The sequence below is a fragment of the Kineosphaera limosa NBRC 100340 genome (assembly GCF_000298215.1).
Taxonomy (GTDB): Bacteria; Actinomycetota; Actinomycetes; order Actinomycetales; family Dermatophilaceae; genus Kineosphaera; species Kineosphaera limosa.
In genome coordinates this window covers 14,102-33,522 of the sequence record NZ_BAHD01000061.1, presented here as the reverse complement: position 1 = coordinate 33,522, position 19,421 = coordinate 14,102, and the positions used below count along the sequence as shown (strand labels likewise).

The following is a 19,421-nucleotide window of genomic DNA, read 5'->3' as shown; positions in this document are numbered from 1 at the left end:
ACCAGCAAGTCCATCCCGCACGAGGTTCCGACAACCGGAGTCCGCCCATCGACCCCGCCGCCGCGGCGGGGCCCGCGAAAGGTACCGAGATCATGACCCGAAACCGCCGCATCAGTGCCGCTGTGGCGTTGGCTGCCACGGCCACTCTGGCATTGTCTGCCTGCTCCTCCAGCGGAGGTCGCCAGCCCACCGCCGACGGAGGCGGAGCCGCCGGCGTCGCCGACACTCCCCAGATGACGATCGCCATGATCACCCACGAGGCCCCTGGCGACGCCTTCTGGACCATCGTGCGCTCCGGCGCCGAGGTCGCCGCGAAGAAGGACAACGTCCAGCTCGACTACACCAACGACCCCGACGCCACCAAGCAGGCCCAGCTCATTCAGGCCGCGATCGACAAGAACGTCGACGGCATCGCCGTCACCATGCCGAACACCGGCGCCCTGTCCGGCAACATCAAGAAGGCGGTCGAGGCCGGCATCCCGGTGACGATGCTCAACGCCGGCGGCCCGGACGCGATGGAACTCGGCGTGCTCAGCTACTTCGGCCAGGGCGAGACCGACGCTGGCAAGGCCGTCGGCGAGCGCCTCATCGCGGACGGCGCGAAGAAGGTCATCTGCGTCATCCAGGAGCAGGGTCAGCAGCAGCTCGAGGACCGCTGCGCCGGCGTCACCGAGGGCGCCCAGGGCGCCTCCGTCGAGCGCGTCTACGTCAACGGCCGCGACCCGGCAGCCGTCACCACGACGATCCAGGCCAAGCTCACCCAGGACCCGTCGATCGACCACATCGTGACCCTCGGGGCCCAGTTCGCCCTGCAGTCGGTGCAGGCCGTCTCCGGTGCGGGCAGCAGCGCCAAGATCGGCACCTTCGACACCAGCGCCGAGCTGGTCAAGGCCATCCAGAACGACCAGATTGCCTGGGCCATCGACCAGCAGCCCTACCTGCAGGGCTACCTGGCCGTCGACGCCCTGTGGCTGTACAAGACGAACGGCAACATCATCGGTGGCGGCCAGAACGTCGCGACCGGCCCGGCGTTCATCGACAAGTCCAACATCGACAAGGTCGCCGAGTTCGCGGCCAAGGGAACGCGGTGACCCGATGAGCACCACCAACACGGCGCCTCCGGAGGCGCCCGCGACTCCGCCTGCCGGCGACGACCGGGTCGGCAATCGGTCCGCGTTCGCGCTCTTCTTCAGCATGCCCGCGGTCGGCGCCTTCGTCGCCGCGATCGTGCTGGCAGGCCTGTTCTTCGTCACCGCCGAGCCGTTCCGCAATGTCGCCAACGTCGGCACGATCCTGTACGCCGCCGCCACCGTCGGGATCATGGCGATCTTCGTCGCCCTCCTGATGATCGGCGGCGAGTTCGACCTGTCCACCGGTGTGGCCGTGACCTTCTCCGGGCTCGCGGCAGCGCATATGGCCTGGTACTTCGGCCTGAATGTGTGGGTCGGCATCTTCCTGGCGCTGGTGATGTCACTGGCGGTCGGGGCGTTCAACGGGTTCTTGCTCATCAAAACCGGGCTACCAAGCTTCTTGGTGACCTTGAGTACGTACTTCATCCTGTGGGGCGTCAACCTCGCGGTGACCCGCATCGTCACCGGCGGCGTCTCGTCCAACAACATCAGCGACATGGACGGCTGGAACAGCGCCAAGGCCGTCTTCGCCTCCAGCATCCAGATCGGCCCGATCAACTTCAACATCGTCGTGCTCTACTGGCTGCTCCTCACCGCGGTCCTGTCGTACGTGCTGCTGCGCACGAAGATCGGCAACTGGATTCTGGCCGCCGGCGGCGACGCCAAGGCCGCCCGGGCCGTCGGTGTGCCGGTGACGGCCACCAAGATCGGCCTGTTCATGGGCACCGGCTTCGCCGCCTGGGTCGTCGGAATGCACACGCTGTTCCAGTACAACAACGTGCAGTCCGGCCAGGGCATCGGTCAGGAGTTCGTCTACATCATCGCCGCGGTCATCGGCGGCTGCCTGCTCACCGGCGGCTACGGCTCGATCGTCGGTGGCGCGGTCGGCGCGCTCATCTACGGCATGGCGGTGCTCGGCATCAGCTACGCCGGCTGGGACGTCGACTGGCTGCGCACCTTCCTCGGTGTCATGCTGCTCGGCGCCGTGCTGGTCAACATGTACGTCAAGAAGAAGGCGGAATCGCTATGAGCACCGCAGTCGAGACCGAAGCTCACGGCAGCCCGGGCGCTGCCGACTCCCTGCTGGTGATGGAGGACGTGGGCAAGTCCTACGGAAACGTCGACGCGTTGCGCGGCGTCTCGATGGACGTGCGCGGCGGCGAGGTCACCTGCGTGCTGGGCGACAACGGCGCCGGCAAGTCGACGCTCATCAAGATCATCGCCGGCCTGCACGCCCACACCAGCGGCACGATGCGCGTCGAGGGTAAGGAGACGGTGTTCTCCTCCCCGCGCGAGGCGCAAGGTCGCGGCATCGCCACCGTCTACCAAGACCTGGCGCTCGCACCGCTGATGAGCGTGTGGCGCAACTTCTTCCTCGGTAACGAGATGCGCTCGGGTTTCGGCATGAACATCGCGGAGATGAAGCGCATCGCCGGCGAAGAATTGCAGAAGATGGGGATCGTCATTCCCGATCTCGACCGCCCGGTCGGCGCGCTCTCCGGTGGTCAGCGCCAGTGCATCGCCATCGCCCGCGCGATCTACTTCGGCGCCAAGGTCGTCATTCTCGACGAGCCGACCGCGGCGCTGGGTGTCAAGCAGTCCGGGGTGGTGCTCAAGTACATCTCGAAGATGCGCGACTCCGGCCTGGGCGTCGTCTTCATCACGCACAACCCGCACCACGCCTACCTCGTGGGCAACCACTTCATCATCCTCAAGCTGGGCCGGGTCGTGCTCGACGCGCACCGCAACGAGCTGACCCTCGACCAGCTGACGGCGGAGATGGCCGGCGGTCAAGAGCTCGCCGAGCTCTCCCACGAGCTGGGCGACCTGCACCCCGAGCGGGTCGTGGAGCCGCACACCGTGCAGCCCGGCGACGTGGCGCCGCCCACCGGCGCCATGCGGATCGTCCAGGGCAACCCGGACAACTGATCTCACCTGGCGGCGGACTTCGCCGAAGCGGCGGGCTAGCGACGGCCGCCTCGACCCCACCGGGTCGGGGCGGCCGTCGTCGTGCGGCACCGAAGGCCACCCACGCCCTAGTGGCCGGTCAGCCCCAGGGCCGCGTCGACGATGCTCGCCGCGTCGAGGCCGTGCAGGCGGTAGGCGTCGGCCAACCCCGACGACTGGCCGAACTCGCTGACGCCCAGGCACCGGATGCGGTCGCCTCGGGCCCCGGCCAGGAAGGCCAGCGTGTGCGGGTGGCCGTCGTGCACCGTGACCAGCGGCGCGGGTGCGTGCGCCGGGAACAGCGTGCCCAGGATGTCGCCGCTGTGTCCGCCGGACACGTGGCCGCGCTGCTGGAAGGAGCGGAACACCAGGTCGGGGCTGGTCAGGACGACGATCCCGGCGCACACACCCTGGTCGGCGAGCCGCTGCGCGGCCTCGATGACCTCGGGCATGATCGCGCCGACGCCCACGAGGGTGACCTGGTCGGCCCCCGCCGGATGGCTGCTGAGGCGGTAGCCGCCGGCGATCGCGTGGCGGCGGCGCCGCTCCCGCAGGTCCGGGTCGTCGGGCAGGTTGGCCAGCGCCGGGTCGATCGGGCGCGTGGAGAGCCGGAAGTAGGCCGACGTGCCGCCCGGGACGCCGACGTGGCGGGCCGCCTCCAGGAACGTCCACTCCAGGTCCTGGGCGAAGGCGGGCTCCCACGCGACGCAGTTCGGCTGCTCCAACCCGATCGACGGGGTGGTGATGGACTGGTGGGCGCCGCCCTCGGGGGCCAGGGTCACCCCCGACGGGGTGCCCACGAGGATCGACTGTCCGCCGGCGTAGATGCCGTACGACCACGGTTCGAGGGCGCGCGACACGAACGGGTCGTAGATGGTCGCCACCGGGATCAGCCGCTGCCCCCACCGTGACCAGGTGGTGCCGAGCTCACCGAGCAGGCTGACGAGGTTCACCTCGGCGATGCCGAGCTCGATGTGCCGGCCCCGCTCGACCTCCGACCAGCGCAGCACCCGCTGCCCGTCGTCGGCGAACCAGTCCCGCCGCTGGGTGGCCGACCAGACTCCGGTCTTGTTGATCCAGCCGCCGAGGTTGGTGGAGGAGGCGACGTCCGGGCTGCACGTCACCATCCGGTCGGCCATTCCCGGGGCGTCGCGCACCAGGTCCGCGAGCAGTCGGCCGAGGGCGGCCTGCGTCGATCCGGCCGTGCGGTGCTCGCGTCCCAACGACGTCGGGATGTCGAGGTCGCGGCAGGTCGGGGTCGGCTCGCGGCGCAGCGCCTGCGCCCGCTCGAGGCACAGGTCGGCCTCGCGGCTGCCCGCCGCGAAGGTGCGCCAGGGGTCGTCCAGGCTCGTGCCGCTCGCGCCGGCCAACTGGCTCATCTGCTCGGCCGTCAGCAGCGCCGAGTTGTTGTTGGGGTGCCCCTCGATCGGCAGGCCCCGGCCCTTGATCGTGTACGCGAAGACGACGGTCGGGCGGTGCTCGTCGACGTCGGCGAACGTCTGGGTCAGCAGGGCCAGGTCGTGCCCACCGAGGTCGCGGACGATCGCGGCCAACTCGTCCGCGGTCAGGGAGCCCACGAGCTCGCTCAGCGCGGGACCGTCCTGGCCGGCCAGGAGCCGGTCGGCGACCTCGCATCCGGGGGCCCGCAGCATCCGTTGGTACTCCTCGTTCGGCATCGTCTCGAGCCGCTGCTGCAGCTGCGCGCCGCCCGGGCGGGCGAAGAGCTCGCTGATGGCGCGCCCCCACTTCAGGGTGACGACCTGCCACCCGGCCGCCGCGAACATCCCCTGCAGCCGTTCGATCTGGATGTCGGGGACGACGCGATCCAGGGACTGCCGGTTGAGGTCGACGACCCACAGCAGCTCCCCGAGGCAGGCGACCTGCGGGTCGGCGACGGCCTCCCAGATGGCGCCCTCGTCGAGTTCGGCGTCGCCGAGCAGGCTGACGAAGCGGCCTGCCGGCGGGGTGTCGCCGAAGTGGGCGGCGGTGTAGCGGTGGGCCAACGCGGCCCAGAGCGCGGCGGTGGCGCCGATGCCGACGGAACCCGTGGAGAAGTCGACGGTGTCGGGGTCCTTGAGCCGGCTCGGGTAGCTCTGCAGCCCGCCCAGCTCACGCAACGTCGGCAGGTACTTCGGGTCCAGGTCGCCGAGCAGGTAGTTGACGGCGTGCAACACGGGGGAGGCGTGCGGTTTGACCGACACCCGGTCCTCGCGGCGCAGCGCGTCGAACCAGAGCGCGACCATAATGTCGACCATCGAGGCGCAGGACGCCTGGTGGCCGCCGGCCTTGACGCCGCTGACGTTGGGACGCCCGCGATTGGCGGCGTCGACGATCGCCGTGGACAGCCAGCGGACGCGCGTGGCGATGGAGCGCAGCGTCGCCACGTCCGGTGTCGGATCCAGGCCCGTCGAGGCGGTGCTCGAGGCAGCGAGGGAGGGAGTGGTGTCGGCGTTCAAGGTCGTCATGGCGTGGGCCTCCTGGGGGTGCGAGGAGCTGGGTCGGGCGGCGCTCAGGCCGACAAGGGGCGGGCCGCGGCGGCCAGCGCCTGGTCGAGGTCGGCGATGAGGTCCGCCGGGTCTTCCAGGCCGATGGACAGGCGCAGGATGTCGGCGCCCGGCCGCGCTTCGGCCGGCACGGGCCGGTGGGTGATGGCGGCCGGGTGCTGGATCAGGGAGTCGACCCCACCGAGTGAGACGGCGTGGGTGATGAGCTGGCATTGGGAGGCGACGGTGGCGGCGGCCGCGTACCCGCCCCGGACCGCGAACGCCATCGTCGAGCCGGGGCCGCGCTGCTGGGTGCCGACAAGGCCGCTCGGGTCCTCCAGACCCGGGTAGAACACTCGGCTCACCCCCGGGTGAGCCGCCAGCCAGGCGGCGACCGCCTGCGCGCCGGCCTGGGCGGCCCGCACCCGCACCGGCAGGGTCTGCAGACCGCGGTGCAGGTCGTAGGCGGCCTTCGGGTGCAGCACGGCCCCCGTGAGCACGCGTACGGAGCGCAGCCGCACCGCCCACTCGCTGTCGCTGGCCACGACCCCGCCGAGCAGGTCGCCGTGGCCGCCGATCGACTTGGTCGCCGAGTGCACGACGAGGGTGGCGCCGTGCCGAATCGGGTTCTGCAGGATGGGGGTGGCGAAGGTGTTGTCGACGATGACCGGCACGTCGCCCGCCTGGGCGGCGATGGCCTCGATGTCCAGCAGGTCCAGCGTCGGGTTGGCGGGGGTCTCGAGGACGACGAGCCCGGTCGCCGGGGTGATCGAGGCGGCGACGGTCTCGGGGGTGGCCCACGTGACCTGCGTGCCGAGCAGGCCGGTGGCCAGCAGGTGGTCGGTGCCCCCGTAGATCGGGCGGACCGCGACGACGTGCGGCTTGCCCGCGGCGACGGTCGCGAGCAGCGCGGCGCTCCAGGCGGCCATGCCGGAGGCGAACGACACGGCCTCCTGCGCGCCCTCCAGGGCCGCGACGGCGCGCTCGAAGCGGTCGAAGTTGGGGTTCCACAACCGCTGGTAGACCATCGTGGCCGCGCCATCGCCGCGCTCGCCGGCGGTGATCTGCTCGTACGCCTCGCCGCCGCTGTCCACATCGGTGATGGGGTAGGTCGTCGACAGGTCGATGGGCGGCACGTGCACGCCGAGGGCGCGCAGGTCGTCACGGCCGGCGTGGATCGCCTGGGTGTCGATCGATGACATGGGGTCCTCCGGGGGTCCTGAGTTGGTGTCGTTAGCCCAATTTCAGCGGAACCCCCGGATCGAACGCCATAGATGCGGTGATTCCTCTTCGAATAGGCAGCCACTACGTGGTTTCCACGAACATGCACCGCTACGCTGTCGCTCATGCCGAGGAATCCGCCGACCCGCCGCCAGCTGCCGCCAGGCCCGCCACCGACCGTTCCGCCGGCGCTGGACGACATCGACATCGACCTCCTGCGGATCCTGCAGTCCGACGGCCGCCGGTCGATCGCCGCTCTGGCCCGCGACCTCGGCCTGGCCGAATCGACGTGCGCCGGTCGCGTCCGCTCCCTGACCACCCGCGGCATCGTCCGCGGCTACATCGCGGACGTCGATCCGGCCGCCGTCGGCTACGCCATCGAGGCGATGATCGCGGTCAGCCTCAGCGGCCAGAGCCGGGCGCACTACGAGACCCTGCGCGACGACCTCGCCCAGGTGCCCGGCGTCATCGCGATCTACAACACGAGCGGCACGAGCGACTTCGTCGTCCACATCGCTGCGGCCGGCGCCGACGCCCTGCGCGACTTCCTGCTCGACCACGTGTCCAATCGCCCGGGCGTGCTCCGCACCGAGACCAGCCTGCTCTTCGAGGCGACCCGCGGGATCGGGCTACTGCCGCGCTGAACCCCGGCGGTCAGGGGGCGGTCAGGGGGCCGGTCAGGGGGCCGCTGGCGCCGCGGCGCTCGTGCCGCGGGCGACGAGGGCGGGGGTCAAGGTGAGTTCCCTTGGGGTCGTGCGGCCCTCGTCGAGGCGCTCGAGGGCGGCCCGCACGGCGCCGGCACCGAGCCGGGTGGCGTCCTGGTTGACGCTGGTGAGGTCGATGGTGGCCAGCGCAGCGATCGGGGAATCGTCGAACCCGGTGACGCTGACGTCGACCGGCACGCGCAGGCCCGCCCGGGTCACGGCGTCGATGACGCCGAGGGCGCTGCGGTCGTTGTAGGCGGCGATCGCCGTCGGACGTCGGGTGCGCTCCAGCAGCGAGCGCGCCGCCCGCCGACCGTCCTCTTCGGTCGAGCCGCCCGGCACCACCACGGAACGGCCCACCAGCCGATGCCGGCGCACCGCCCGCTCGAAGCCCGCGCGCCGGGCCGCCGGAATGTCGCCGGCGCCCCCGTCGACATGCGCGAGGTGGCGGTGGCCCAAGGCCACGAGGTGGTCGACGACCAGCTCCATGCCCACGTCGTCGGCGCTGCGGATGACGTCGAGGTCGCCGCCGCGGGCCTGCCGCCCGATGCACACCACCGGAGTGTCGGCGGCCAAGTGGGCCAGCTCGTCGGCGTCCAACGTCGGGCCCAGCAGCAGCATCGCCTCGCACCGGAACTCCAACAACCCCTCGATCGCCGACCGCTCGTCGCGGCCGGCGGCGCGCGGACCCAGCACCAGGTGGTACCCGGCGGCCTCCGCCTGCGTGAGCGCCGCCTCGACGATCTCTGCGTGAAAGCCGTTGTGCAGATCGAGCACCACCCCTAGCTGGTTGGTGCGCGTGCGGGCCAGCAGGCTGGCGCTGCGGTTGGCCCGATAGCCCAGCCGGTCCGCGGCCTCGAAGACCTTGCGTCGCGTCGCCTCGCTGGCGCCCGGCGCCCCGCGGAACACGATGGAGACCAGGGCCTTGGAGACGCCGGCCTCCGCCGCGATGTCACGCATCGTCGGCGCGGAGCCTGGTCGCGGTCCGGGCGGCATCGGTCCTCCTGGGTGGTTGGGTCAGTGGCGTGGCGACGGCGAGCGGGTGCAGATCCGGGGGCGGAGCCCCTTGACGGTGGCCGCTCCACCTCCTAGCCTAGACCGTACTACTAGACCGGTCTAGTCTTGAGTCTGACGCGGCGAGATTCTCGCGGGTCCCGGGATGACGACCGAGGGTGACGAAGGAGCCACACCATGCTGAGCATCGGACTGCTGGGCTGCGGCCGCATCGGCCGGGTCCACGCCGACTCGATCGCGACCAACCCCAGAGCCCACTTGGCCCGGGTGTACGACCCGTTCGAGCAGGCCGCGTCGGCGGTCGGCGCCCGTTTCGGTGCGCAGACGACGACCGACGTGGACGACATCATCGGTGACCCCGGCATCGACGCCGTCGTCATCGCCTCACCCACCCCCACGCACATCGACCTGCTGACCGCCGCCGTCGAGGCGGGCAAGGCCGTGCTGTGCGAGAAGCCGATCGACCTCGACGTGGCCCTCGTCGACGCGTGCGCGCAGCGGATCGATGACCTCGCCGGCCGCGTCATGCTCGGCTTCAACCGACGCTTCGACCCCTCGTTCGCCGACATCCACGCCCGCGTCGCCGCCGGTCAACTCGGCCCGCTGGAGCAGCTGACGATCATCAGCCGCGACCCGGCCCCGCCGCCCGCCGCGTACGTCGCGACCTCCGGCGGGCTGTTCAAGGACATGACGATCCACGACTTCGACATGGCCCGGTTCTTCCTCGGCGACGTCGTCGAGGTCACCGCCACCGGCTCCAACCTCGTCTCGCCCGAGATCGAAGCGGCCGGCGACATCGACGGCGCCGTCGTCGTGCTGCGCGGAGTCAACGGTGCGGTCGCCACGATCATCAACTCCCGCCGGGCCGCCTTCGGCTACGACCAGCGGCTGGAGGCGTTCGGCGAGCTTGGCATGCTGCGTGCCGAGAATCAGCTGCCGACGAGCGTCACCTTCAGCGGCGCCACGTCGACGCAGGTCGCGCCCCCGTACTACAACTTCTTCCTCGACCGGTACACCCCGGCGTATCGCGCCGAGCTCGACGCCTTCATCACCGGAGTCGAGGCCGGCACCGGCTTCTCGCCGAGCTTCGCCGACGGCCGCGCCGCGCTCGTGCTGGCGCAGGCCGCCGACGAGAGTGTGCGCACCGGCGCCACCGTCGCCGTCCCGGGGCCCGACCTGGACGCGCCGGTGACGCCGTGACCGGCGCTGCGAACAGCACAGGGACCGGCACAGGGACCGGCGTCGGGCCGACCGTCGTGCGCTGGGGGATGCTGTCGACCTCCGGCATCGGGAGGGTGCTCGCGGCGGCGGCGGCCGGGGTGCCGAACGCGCAGATCGTCGCCGTCGGCGGCCGGGACGCCGCTCGCGCTCGCGCCTACGCCGACGAGCTGGGGATCGAACGCAGCCACGGCTCGTACGAGCAGCTGCTGGCCGACCCCGACGTCGACGCGGTGTACGTCCCGGTGCCGATCTCGCTGCACACGGAGTGGACGATCAGGGCCCTGCGCGCCGGCAAGCACGTGCTCTGCGAAAAGCCGTTCGCGACCAGCGCCGCCGACGCCGCAGCGTGCTTCGAGGCCGCCCAGCAGGCTGATCGCGTCGTCCTCGAGGGGCTCATGGGGCGCCGCCACCCGCAGACCGCCCTGGCCCGCCGGCTGCTGGCCGACGGGGCGATCGGGCGGCTGGCATTCATCCGCGCGGCCCTGACCGTCGACGTGCCCCCCGGCGACATCCGCCGCACGGGGGCGCTGGGCGGTGGCGCCCTACTCGACCTCGGCTGCTACTGCGTCAGCGCGATCCGCCTCTTCGGCGGCCGGCCCGTGCGGGTCGCCGCCGCGCGAGTGCTCGACGAGGCTCCCGGGGCCGACGGCGGCGACCTGCGCCTGGCCGCCACCCTCCAGCTGCCCGCGGGCGTGCTGGCCCAGTTCGATGTCGCCCTGGATTACCCCCGCCGCGACGAGCTCGAGCTCATCGGCACCGCCGGCACGATCACCCTGCCCGACCCGTGGCTGTGTCGCGCGGGGGTGGTGCGGCTGGAGCGCGACGGCGTCACCCAGGAGCTGCCGGCCGACCCTGACGGCCGTTTCGGGCTGTCGACCGATGCCGAGAACGAGGACGCCTACCGGCTTGAGCTGCAGCACGCCTGCGCCCTCATCGCCGGCGACGCCGACGAGACGGACGAGTTCGGCGCCGCCGACGCGATCGAACAGGCCGCCACGCTGGAGGCCGTTCATGCCGCCGCCGTGAGCGGCGCCTGGGTCGATCTGCCGACCGTGCGCCTGTAATACCAAACAATTCTGTGTAGACGACCTGCGGGTCGTTGCGTCGAGACCCCGAACCTCCCCAAGAAGGACTCCTGATGACCCTGCGCGTCGGCCTCGTCGGCTGCGGCAACGTCGCCGTCAACTTCCACGTCCCCGCCTACCGGGCGCTGCCCGACCAGTTCGCGATCGTCGGCCTGGCCGATCCGTCGGCGGAGCGGCTCGAGCTGGGCCGCGAGGCGGCCGGGCTGGCCCCCGAGCAGGTGCACCTCGAGGTCGCCGAGCTGTTGGCCCGCGACGACGTCGACTTGGTCGACGTGTGCACCCCACAGCATCTGCATCGCGAGGTCGTGCAGGCCGCGGCCGCCGCCGGCAAACACGTGGTGGCGGAGAAGCCGCTCGCAGCGATCCCCGCCGACGCCGCCGCAATGGTCAGCGCCGCCGATGCGGCCGGGGTCGTGCTGGGCGTCGTGCACAACTACCTGTTCTTTCCCGAGGTCGTTGCCCTGCGCGCGCTGATCGACTCCGGCGAGCTCGGGGAGATCCGCAGCGTGCGGGTCGACATGCTCGGGGTCGTCGACTCCCCAGGCGCCGCCGGTTACCGGCCGCAGTGGCGCAAGGACCCGGCGGCTTCGGGCGGTGGCGTCCTCATGGACATGCTGCACGGCGTCTACGTGGCCGAGCACCTGCTGGGTGCCCCGATCGAGGCGGTCAACGCCTTCCTCGACGCCACCGACGGTGAGGCGGTCGAGAGCCTGGCCCTGTGCCGACTGGAGGCCGGCCGGTCCGCGGCCCTCGTCAACGTCGGCTGGGGCCTGGGCCCTGGTGGGGTCGCGATCGAGGGCAGCGCCGGACGCGCCGTCGCGCACTACGCGGCCGACGGCACCATGCCGTGGGCACCCTTCGACCGGATCGAGGTGACGACCGGATCGGGTTCCCGGACCCTCGACCTTCCGCCCGGGCAGCAACTGGTGCCGCTCGTCGCCGACGCGATGCGCGACACCCTCGCCGACCTCGGCGCGGCCATCACCTCCGGCCGGGCCCCGGCCGCCGACGGGGCCACCGCCCAACGGATCTTGGAGGCGACCGTCGCCGCGTACGCTGCCAGCGCCCTGCGCCGCACCGTCGACCTGCCGCTGACAGGAGCCCTCTTCGAGCGCGGCGCCGTCGGTCTCACGGACCTAGACGTGCCCGCAGGCTCACCCGCCCGGCGCCTCGGGCTCTTCGGCCTGAGCGCCTGACTCGCCTACCCGACCCGGGCCTCACCGCGCCACCGGGCCACACGACCTCCTGAGCACGCGCGACGGCCCACCGTCGCGACCTCCCCCATCGAACGGACCTGCCATGAACCTCGGCCTGCTCACCGACAGCCTGTCCACCCTGACCCGCGCCGACGCACTGGATGTCGCGGCCGACCTCGGCGTCGAAACCGTCGAGATCGGGCTCGGCGGCGACCACGGCGGATGGTCACCGGCGCCGCACGCCGATCTGCACGAACTGCTGACCGATGCCGCCGCCCGCGCCGAGCTGCGCCGCGACATCGCGTCCCGCGGCCTACGCCTGGAGGCCTTCAATGCCGCCGGCAACCCCCTGCATCCGGTGCACGGTGCCCGCGACACGCGCGTGCTGCGCGGCGCGATCGACCTGGCCAACGCGTTCGAGCTCGACACGGTCGTCACGATGTCCGGGCTGCCCGCGGCCCCCGGCGACTCCTTCCCGGCGTGGATCACCACTGTGTGGCCCCCGGAGAACCTGCAACTGCTGGAGCACCAGTGGCGGGTCGCCGTCGAGCATTGGGGTGCCCTGGCCGAGCACGCCCGGGCCGCTGGGGTGCGGCTGGCCGTCGAGATGCACGCCAACCAGCTGGTGTACTCCGTCCCCGGCCTGTTGCGGCTGCGCGCGGCGGTCGGTGACATCGTCGGGGCGAACCTCGACCCCAGCCATCTGCTGTGGATGGGCGCCGACCCGCTGGCCGCGGTGCAGGCCCTGTCCGGCGCCATCCACCACGTGCACGCCAAGGACACGCGTATCGAGGCCCGTGCCGCCGTCGCCTCGCGGCTGGAGACCGTGCCCAACGAACAGACCACCGAGCGGGCCTGGAACTTCGTGGCGGTCGGTACCGGGCATCCGGACGGCGTGGACTTCTGGGCCCGCTTTGTCGCCGCGCTCGCGGCGGCCGGTTACGACGGGCCCCTGTCGATCGAGAACGAGGACTACACCCTGGGCCAAGAGGAGTCGGTGCGCCTGGCCGTCGCCACGTTGTCCCAGGCGTGCGCGCGAGTGTGAAGACACGTGCGGCGCGGCCGCCGCATCGCGGTGTTTCCCGGCGCCAGACCAACCTTGAGCGTTTCGCGAGCGCTAACTAAACACCTGAGCGATAGCTGAGCAACGCGGTTCAGCTGTCGATAGGTGGGTGGCGCCCCGGTCCGCATGGTCGGCGTTGCCGCTGACGACGTCGAGCCGCCGGCGTCCTGACAGGAAAGTCACGCCATGACCACCGCTACCTCGCAGCAGCGCCGCTCCTTTCGCACCCTGGGCATCCGCGCCAAGATCCTCGGCGTCGGACTGATCGGCGTGATCGGTGCGCTGATCCTCGGCATCGTGAGCCTGTGGGGTCTGCAGTCCTTGCACACCGCCGAGGAGGAGCTGGAGCGGCTCGCCAAGGTGGAGGCCGGGGCGCGGGAACTGTACGGCCTGGTCGCCGAGCTCGACAGCCTGCAGAACTACATCGCGCTGCAGTCCTCCCTCGAGGGTCGCCAGGCGGCGTTGGGCGAAGGCAGTGAACTGCGCACGTACTCCTCCACGCTGTGGCAGTCGGTGGATGCCTCCGTCGCCAGCCTGCGCACCATCGAGATGGGCGAGGCGGACCGCGCCAGCGCCAACGAGGCGGAGCAGCTCATCAACTCCTACCGGGAGACCGACCAGGCCATGTTGGCGGCGTTCTCGCGGAACACGGCGGCCGCTAACACCGAGGGTCTTCGTTTGGTGGAGCAGGTAGGCACGCCGGTGTTCCACCAGATCCGCGACCTGAAGTCGGCGTGGACCAAGCACCTGGCCACCGAGGTCGCCGAAACCGTCGAGGCCGGCGACAACGCGTTCACCGTGTCGCGCCTGAGCATCCTCGTGACGATCCTGCTCGTCGTGGCTGCCGTGCTGTTCGCGGCGCTGCGCATCAGCGGCGGCATTCTTCGCACGGTCGACTCGGTGAAGACCGCGCTGCTCGCGCTCGGCCACGGCGATCTGACCGTGCCGGCCACGGCGGACAGCGACGACGAGATCGGTCAGATGGCCGCCGCTGCCGAGGAGACCCGGGTCTCGATGCAGCAGGTCATCGCGCAGGTGGGTCAGACCGCCACCTCCGTGGCGGCGGCGTCCGAAGAGCTCACCGCCGTGGCGACGCAGGTCGGGCGCGACGCCGGAGACTCCTCGAGCCGCTTGGGGCAGGTCAGCAATTCGGCCCAGGGCGTCTCGGAGAACATCGAGACGGTCGCCGCCGGTACCGAGGAGATGACCGCCTCGATCCGCGAGATCGCCAGTAGCGCCAACGCCGCCGCCGGCATCGCCGCGCAGGCCGTACACGTCGCGGACACGACGAACCGCACGGTCGCCAAGCTCGGCGACTCGAGCACCGAAATCGGCAACGTGGTGAAGACCATCACGAGCATCGCCGAGCAGACCAACCTGTTGGCGCTGAACGCGACGATCGAGGCCGCGCGCGCCGGCGAGGCGGGCAAGGGCTTCGCCGTCGTCGCCAACGAGGTCAAGGACCTGGCCCAGGAGACCGGAAAGGCCACCGAAGACATCGGCCGCCGCGTCGAGGCCATCCAACTCGACACGGAGGCCGCGGTGCAGGCCATCGCCGAGATCGCCACGATCATCGCCCAGATCAACGACTCCCAGGCCACCATCGCCTCCGCGGTCGAGGAGCAGACGGCCACGACCAACGAGATGGGCCGCAACGTCAGCGACGCGGCGACCGGATCGCGCAGTATCGCCGGCAATGTCGCCGATGCGGCCCGCGGTGCGCAGGAGTCGCTGCAGTCGGCGCAGCACGTCTCCGAGGCGGCCAGCGAGCTCAGTCAGCGCGCGGCGGACCTGACCGGTCTCGTGGGGCGCTTCCGCTACTGACCGCTCAGAGCGTGAACGCCGCGCGGAACGCCTCCACCGCAGCCGTGGAGTCGCCGCTGGCGTGGGCCTCCATGGCGATAGTCCCGGTGTATCCGGCCTCGGCGAGGGCCCGCGCGATCGCCGGGTAGTGAATCTCGCCGGTGCCGGGTTCGCACCGACCCGGCACGTCGGCGACCTGGATCTCGCCGACCCACGGCAGTGCCTCCCGGCACAGCTGTACGAGGTTCCCCTCGCCGATCTGCGCGTGGTACAGGTCGAGATTGACGCGCAGGTGCGGGCTGTCGACGGTGCGCACCAGGGCCAGCACGTCGGCGGCCGTCGCGAACGGGGTGCCCGGGTGGTCGACCGCCGTATTGAGGTTCTCCAACTCGAAAACCACGTCGTTGCGTTCGCCGAGCTCGGCGATCCGGCGCAGCGTGAGCGCGGCCTGGGCCCACATCGGCCCGGTCGCCCGGTCGCACGCGACGACGGGTAGCCCCTGGCCGTCGAGCCCGGTGCCGTGCAGGTTGAGGCGGGGAATGCCCAGTCGCCGGGCTACCGTCACAGACTCCTGTGCGGTGGCGAGGAGTTCATCGGCCCCCGCGGGGTCGGCCAGCGTGCCGCGCAGGTAGCCGGTCATCGAACCGATGACGACGCCGTCGCGGCGGGCCTCCTCGAGCGCCTGGAGGTCATGGTTCGCCCAGTTCCAGATCTCGGCGACGAAGCCCAGGTCGCGCAGGTGCCGCAGCCGCTGGGGGACGGGCAGGTCGGTGAAGACCATCTCGGCACATACGGCGAGCGTGAACGGGCCGTGCCGCCCCAGGTCATCGACGCTTTCGCTGGAAGCGGCAGTCGGGTCTGGGGCAGGCGGAAAAGTCACGTCACGCACCCTAGAGCGTCCGGCTCGGGCGCGGCTGTAGGCCGGCCGCCCGATAGGCGGCATCGACGAACTCGGCCTGGGCCACGACATCCTCGAACGGGTCGTAGCCCAGCGGCCGGCCCTCGCGCACCAGCGCGGTGAACGCCTCCAGTTGGTAGGTGTAACTGGAGCGGGTGCCGGCGTGTTCGACGACCGGCTCGCGGCCGTCGCGGCGCAGCTCGATGGTGTCGTCCAGGTGCGGTTGCACGACGTTGGCGGCCCGCACGCTGCCGGTGGTGCCGGTGACGCGCAGATGGAAGTCCCACTGGCCGGGCTCGTCCATGTCGTCGCCAGCGTTCATGTCGCTGCCGAGGGCGGCGGTGGCGCCGGAGGGGTATTGCGCCTCCACACTGAGGCGTTCGTCGACGCCGGGGTGGCCGGGCCTTTCGCGCGCGATGGCTGTGGTGATGGTCGGCTCCCCGCCGCAGAACCGCCGGCCGAGGTGCCGACCGGCGTGGAAGGCGTAGCAGCCCAGGTCCATGGTGGAGCCGCCGGCCAGGTCGAGCTGCCAACGCGGATCGTCGGGCGCCGGGGCCGGCATCCGCATCGGGGCCTCGACGTGCCGCACCTGACCGATGGCACCCGCCTCGATGAGCGCACACAGTCGTGTGAAGACCGGATGAAAGGGGTAGTGGAAGGCCTCCAGCAGACGCACTCGGGCGGTCTGCGCTGCCGCTACTACCTGGCGGGCCTCCGCGGCGTTCGACGCGAACGGCTTCTCGGCGAGCACGTGCTTGCCGGCCTGGGCGGCCCGCAGGTTCCACGGTCCGTGCAGGCCGTTGGGCAGCGGGTTGTAGACGACGTCGACGTCCGGATCGGTCACCAGCGCCTCGTAGGAGTCCACGACGTGCTCGATGCCGTGCTCTGCGGCGAACGTTTGCGCGCGCGCACGGTCGCGGGCCGCGACCGCTACGAGCCGGGCGCCGACAGTGTGGGCGGGGGCGACGATGCTCAGGGGAGCGATCCGCGCGGCCCCGAGAATGCCGATGCGCAAGGGTTCCATGGGTGCCTCCGGTCGCCGATTCGAGGGTCGCTCGCGGGATCGATCCTCACGCTATTACGCGCCCGGGGCGTGCGGAGACACGAATCGGGGTCGACCACCGCCTTGTGGTCGACCCCGACGCAATTCGTGCGGGACTGGTGAAGGTCAGCCCTGCTGCTTCTGCGCCGGGGCCATGAGGGCGACCGCAGAAGCGGACAGGGAAAGGGCTGCCGTGGTGAACGCCGCGAGTCCGGCGAGGAGCTGAATGAGGCCCGACTCGCTGGTCATGCCGATGACGAACAGCACGACGGCGATGAGTCCGGCGCTGACGGCCGGAGCGCTGAGGTAGTCACGCGCCTGAAGGCTCGTGGGGGCGGGAACGTTGTGCGGGAAAATGGTCACAGTCTTTCTTTCTGGCGAGGAGGGTACGAAAAGAGGTTGGTCGCGCGCGACGGCGCGCTGGGTTGATTCAGGCGGCGCTGGTCTCGCGAGCCGGGGAGTCCAGATCGGTGGCCTCGCCGGCGGCGGCGATCGCGCTGATGGCCTGGACGATGGCCATGCCCGCGGCGACGAGGGCGGCGGCGCCGGCGACGAGGAAGAGGCTGTGGGCGCCGGTGGCGACGCCGCCGATCAGCATCACGAGCGAGATCACGGCCAGCGAGAGGGCCTGGGCGCTGACCAGGTCCTTGCCGCCGAGCGGCGAGGTGTTGTCCGCGTAGGGGTAGCTGTACATCATGTGGGGCTCCTTCACCGTGCGACGGTGGCAGGGGAGCCTCGACGGCTCGTCCTGCACGGCCGTCGTGCGCCCGGAGTGGGCGGCTTGTGGGGGATGCGGAGCGGTTCCGCACCGTCGATCACTGGGCTGATCGACATATCAAGCGTGCGCCTGACCCCCGGGGGTGTGTCAACTCCCTTGTCGGCCCGAAACACTGCTGAAACAACATGAACGGGTGAAATTTCTGCCCGAGTTCGTGGAATATCGAAGCGATATCCCTGGTCAGTGCCCGTTCGGGCAGTTGCGACGCGTCTGCTGGGCTGTTTCAGGAGCTGACTGTAGCTGTGTCCGAATAGTGGTCGCTCACCGTGACTGGGTAACAGTTTTTCGGCCGGACCTGAAGGTGGGGTCGGGCACGGCCGAGCCCCCGAGCGTCCGCCCATGGTCGCTCGGGGGCTGGGGTCTGCGGGCCGCGCCGTGCGGCGCCGGGCTGGCGGCTTGGAGGCTGGCGGCTTGGAGGGCTGGCGGCTTGGAGATCGGCGCCGCTGGCTGAGGCAGGCCTCGTCAGGCGCTGACCCGGCGGGCGTCGTACTCGCTCAGGGTGCGCGCGAGCTGCTCGACGCTGCGGCCTTCGCGCAGGGCCTCGCGCACGTGGTCGGCCTGGGAGGCCGGCGCCAGCCCGTCGATCGGAGGGTCGAGGTCGAGGTTGGTGGGGAACGGGTAGCCCTCGGCGCTGGCGGCCACGACGTTGTGGGCGGCGGCCTCGTCGAGGCTGCCGTCGGCGAGCGCGGCGGCCAGCGCCGGGTAGATGGCCAGGGCGACCCGCCCGCGGTCGACGGTCTCCATGGCCCGCCCGAACGCCGAGCTGACCTGCAGCAGGTTGGCCATGCGCAAGATGTCGGCGGAGTGGTTGGTGCCGGCGGCGTGGAAGAGGGCGGGGTTGAAGAAGACCGCGTCGCCCTTGGCCAGCGGCAACTGGATGTGGTGGCCGTTGAAGTGCTCCTTGAACTCCTCCAGCCACCAGGCCAGGTAGCCGGGGCCGTACTTCTGGCTGTGCGGCAGGTACAGCGTCGGGCCGGACTCCACCGGCATGTCGACGTGCGCGACGGCGCCCTGCAGGGTCAGCACCGGGGACAGGTGGTGCACGTGAGCGGGGTAGCCGGCGGCGACCTGCGGTCCGAGGAAGCCCAGGTGGTAGTCGCGGTGCACCTCCTGACGCTGGCCGCCGGGGTTGACGACGTTGACCTGGCTGGTCACCTGGTAGGCCGGGCCCAGCCAGGCGCCGGCGGCGATGGCCAGCACGTCGTTGGCGTAGTACCGCACGAACGTCTGCGGGTGGGCGAGTGCGAACTTCTCCAGCGCGTTCCACACCCGGTCGTTGGCTCCCGGGGCGGCGAAGTGGTCGCCGACCACACGACCCTCCTGGCGTTGGCGCTCGATGAGGTCGTTGAAGGCGTCGGTGGCCTCGTCGATGACGTCGTGGGTGAAGGCGCCCTTGATAACGACGATGCCGGGGCCGTCGGTCAGCGCCTGGGCGAGCTCGGCGGTCAGGGCGGCCTCGTCACGGCTGGCGGCTTCGCGCAATGCGTCGGCCTGGTAGATGAGCACGCCCTCGACGAGCTCGGCCGCCGTGGGGTAGTCGGCGATGTCGGTGCCGGCCAGGCCCTCCTCGATGAGGGCGACGAGGTCGTCGACCCGGCAGTCGGAGAGGTCGTAGCGTCCGGTCTTGCGGGTGCTGATGGCTCCGGTGGCCAGGGTCATGGGGGCTCCTTCGTGAGTCGGTCCGGTGGGACGGGTGCTGCGGCGTCTTGACTCCACTGTCGCGCTGACAGCGGCCTCCTTCTAGGGGGTCGACCCCTCAGAAACCCCTCAGCCCGCTGGCCCCCTCGTTCGACGGTTGCGGTGCCTGCCGACGGGTGTGGGTGCGACCGCGCCGGT

General features: G+C 71.2%; 17 protein-coding genes. 9 read left to right on the top strand and 8 right to left on the bottom strand.

Annotated features, from left to right (window positions below; translation table 11 throughout):
• Positions 1-92 precede the first annotated feature (92 nt).
• Genes KILIM_RS16045 through KILIM_RS16035 form a run of 3 tightly spaced genes read left to right on the top strand, consistent with a single transcriptional unit; the run spans position 93 to position 3,059 of the window.
• The gene (locus KILIM_RS16045; RefSeq protein ID WP_006593775.1) at positions 93-1,091 is read left to right on the top strand and encodes a sugar ABC transporter substrate-binding protein; all 999 of its coding nucleotides are present in this window, start codon (positions 93-95) and stop codon (positions 1,089-1,091) included.
• Between the two features lie 4 nt (positions 1,092-1,095).
• A complete protein-coding gene (locus KILIM_RS16040) occupies positions 1,096-2,160 on the top strand; it encodes an ABC transporter permease (RefSeq protein ID WP_006593774.1) in 1,065 nt (354 codons plus the stop codon).
• On the top strand, positions 2,157-3,059 hold the full coding sequence (locus tag KILIM_RS16035; protein ID WP_006593773.1) for an ATP-binding cassette domain-containing protein: 903 nt from the start codon (positions 2,157-2,159) through the stop codon (positions 3,057-3,059). Before KILIM_RS16040 ends, KILIM_RS16035 begins: the two co-directional genes overlap by 4 nt.
• A 107-nt stretch (positions 3,060-3,166) precedes the next feature.
• Here KILIM_RS16035 and KILIM_RS16030 read toward each other — a convergent pair whose 3' ends face one another.
• Both KILIM_RS16030 and KILIM_RS16025 read right to left on the bottom strand, forming a co-directional pair.
• Entirely contained in the window at positions 3,167-5,542 is a 2,376-nt protein-coding gene (locus KILIM_RS16030; RefSeq protein ID WP_006593772.1) for a thiamine pyrophosphate-binding protein, read from the bottom strand.
• A 44-nt stretch (positions 5,543-5,586) separates the two neighbouring features.
• Positions 5,587-6,762, bottom strand: a complete 1,176-nt coding sequence (locus tag KILIM_RS16025; protein ID WP_006593771.1) for a trans-sulfuration enzyme family protein — start codon at positions 6,760-6,762, stop codon at positions 5,587-5,589.
• Positions 6,763-6,906: 144 nt separating this feature from the next.
• On the opposite strand from KILIM_RS16025, the gene KILIM_RS16020 reads away from it, so the two are divergent.
• Positions 6,907-7,425 (top strand): Lrp/AsnC family transcriptional regulator, encoded by a 519-nt coding sequence (locus tag KILIM_RS16020; RefSeq protein ID WP_006593770.1) that lies wholly within the window; start codon positions 6,907-6,909, stop codon positions 7,423-7,425.
• A 33-nt stretch (positions 7,426-7,458) separates the two neighbouring features.
• On the opposite strand, the gene KILIM_RS16015 is transcribed toward KILIM_RS16020, so the two are convergent.
• Positions 7,459-8,481, bottom strand: coding sequence for a LacI family DNA-binding transcriptional regulator (locus KILIM_RS16015; protein ID WP_006593769.1), 1,023 nt, complete (start codon positions 8,479-8,481; stop codon positions 7,459-7,461).
• 195 nt (positions 8,482-8,676) lie between these two features.
• Between KILIM_RS16015 and iolG the strand changes: the two genes are divergently transcribed.
• The 5 genes from iolG to KILIM_RS15990 all read left to right on the top strand — a co-directional run bounded on the left by iolG (position 8,677) and on the right by KILIM_RS15990 (position 14,888).
• Entirely contained in the window at positions 8,677-9,699 is a 1,023-nt protein-coding gene (gene iolG / locus KILIM_RS16010; RefSeq protein WP_006593768.1) for an inositol 2-dehydrogenase, read from the top strand.
• On the top strand, positions 9,696-10,784 hold the full coding sequence (locus KILIM_RS22600) for a Gfo/Idh/MocA family protein (protein WP_006593767.1): 1,089 nt from the start codon (positions 9,696-9,698) through the stop codon (positions 10,782-10,784). Before iolG ends, KILIM_RS22600 begins: the two co-directional genes overlap by 4 nt.
• A gap of 74 nt (positions 10,785-10,858) precedes the next feature.
• Positions 10,859-12,001 carry a Gfo/Idh/MocA family protein gene (locus KILIM_RS16000; RefSeq protein WP_006593766.1) on the top strand — a complete coding sequence of 381 codons (1,143 nt, stop codon included), beginning with the start codon at positions 10,859-10,861 and terminating at the stop codon, positions 11,999-12,001.
• A gap of 103 nt (positions 12,002-12,104) precedes the next feature.
• On the top strand, positions 12,105-13,046 hold the full coding sequence (locus KILIM_RS15995) for a sugar phosphate isomerase/epimerase family protein (RefSeq protein ID WP_006593765.1): 942 nt from the start codon (positions 12,105-12,107) through the stop codon (positions 13,044-13,046).
• A 204-nt stretch (positions 13,047-13,250) separates the two neighbouring features.
• Entirely contained in the window at positions 13,251-14,888 is a 1,638-nt protein-coding gene (locus KILIM_RS15990; RefSeq protein WP_006593764.1) for a methyl-accepting chemotaxis protein, read from the top strand.
• 4 nt (positions 14,889-14,892) lie between these two features.
• Here KILIM_RS15990 and KILIM_RS15985 read toward each other — a convergent pair whose 3' ends face one another.
• The 5 genes from KILIM_RS15985 to KILIM_RS15965 form a co-directional block, all read right to left on the bottom strand.
• Entirely contained in the window at positions 14,893-15,648 is a 756-nt protein-coding gene (locus KILIM_RS15985; protein ID WP_006593763.1) for a TIM barrel protein, read from the bottom strand.
• Between the two features lie 109 nt (positions 15,649-15,757).
• Positions 15,758-16,789, bottom strand: a complete 1,032-nt coding sequence (locus KILIM_RS15980; protein WP_006593762.1) for a Gfo/Idh/MocA family protein — start codon at positions 16,787-16,789, stop codon at positions 15,758-15,760.
• 144 nt (positions 16,790-16,933) lie between these two features.
• Positions 16,934-17,170: a hypothetical protein gene (locus tag KILIM_RS15975; RefSeq protein WP_006593761.1), complete on the bottom strand. Its 237-nt coding sequence runs from the start codon at positions 17,168-17,170 to the stop codon at positions 16,934-16,936.
• A 67-nt stretch (positions 17,171-17,237) separates the two neighbouring features.
• Positions 17,238-17,504, bottom strand: a complete 267-nt coding sequence (locus KILIM_RS15970) for a hypothetical protein (protein ID WP_006593760.1) — start codon at positions 17,502-17,504, stop codon at positions 17,238-17,240.
• A 543-nt stretch (positions 17,505-18,047) separates the two neighbouring features.
• Positions 18,048-19,244, bottom strand: coding sequence for a phytanoyl-CoA dioxygenase family protein (locus tag KILIM_RS15965; protein ID WP_006593759.1), 1,197 nt, complete (start codon positions 19,242-19,244; stop codon positions 18,048-18,050).
• Positions 19,245-19,421 lie beyond the last annotated feature (177 nt).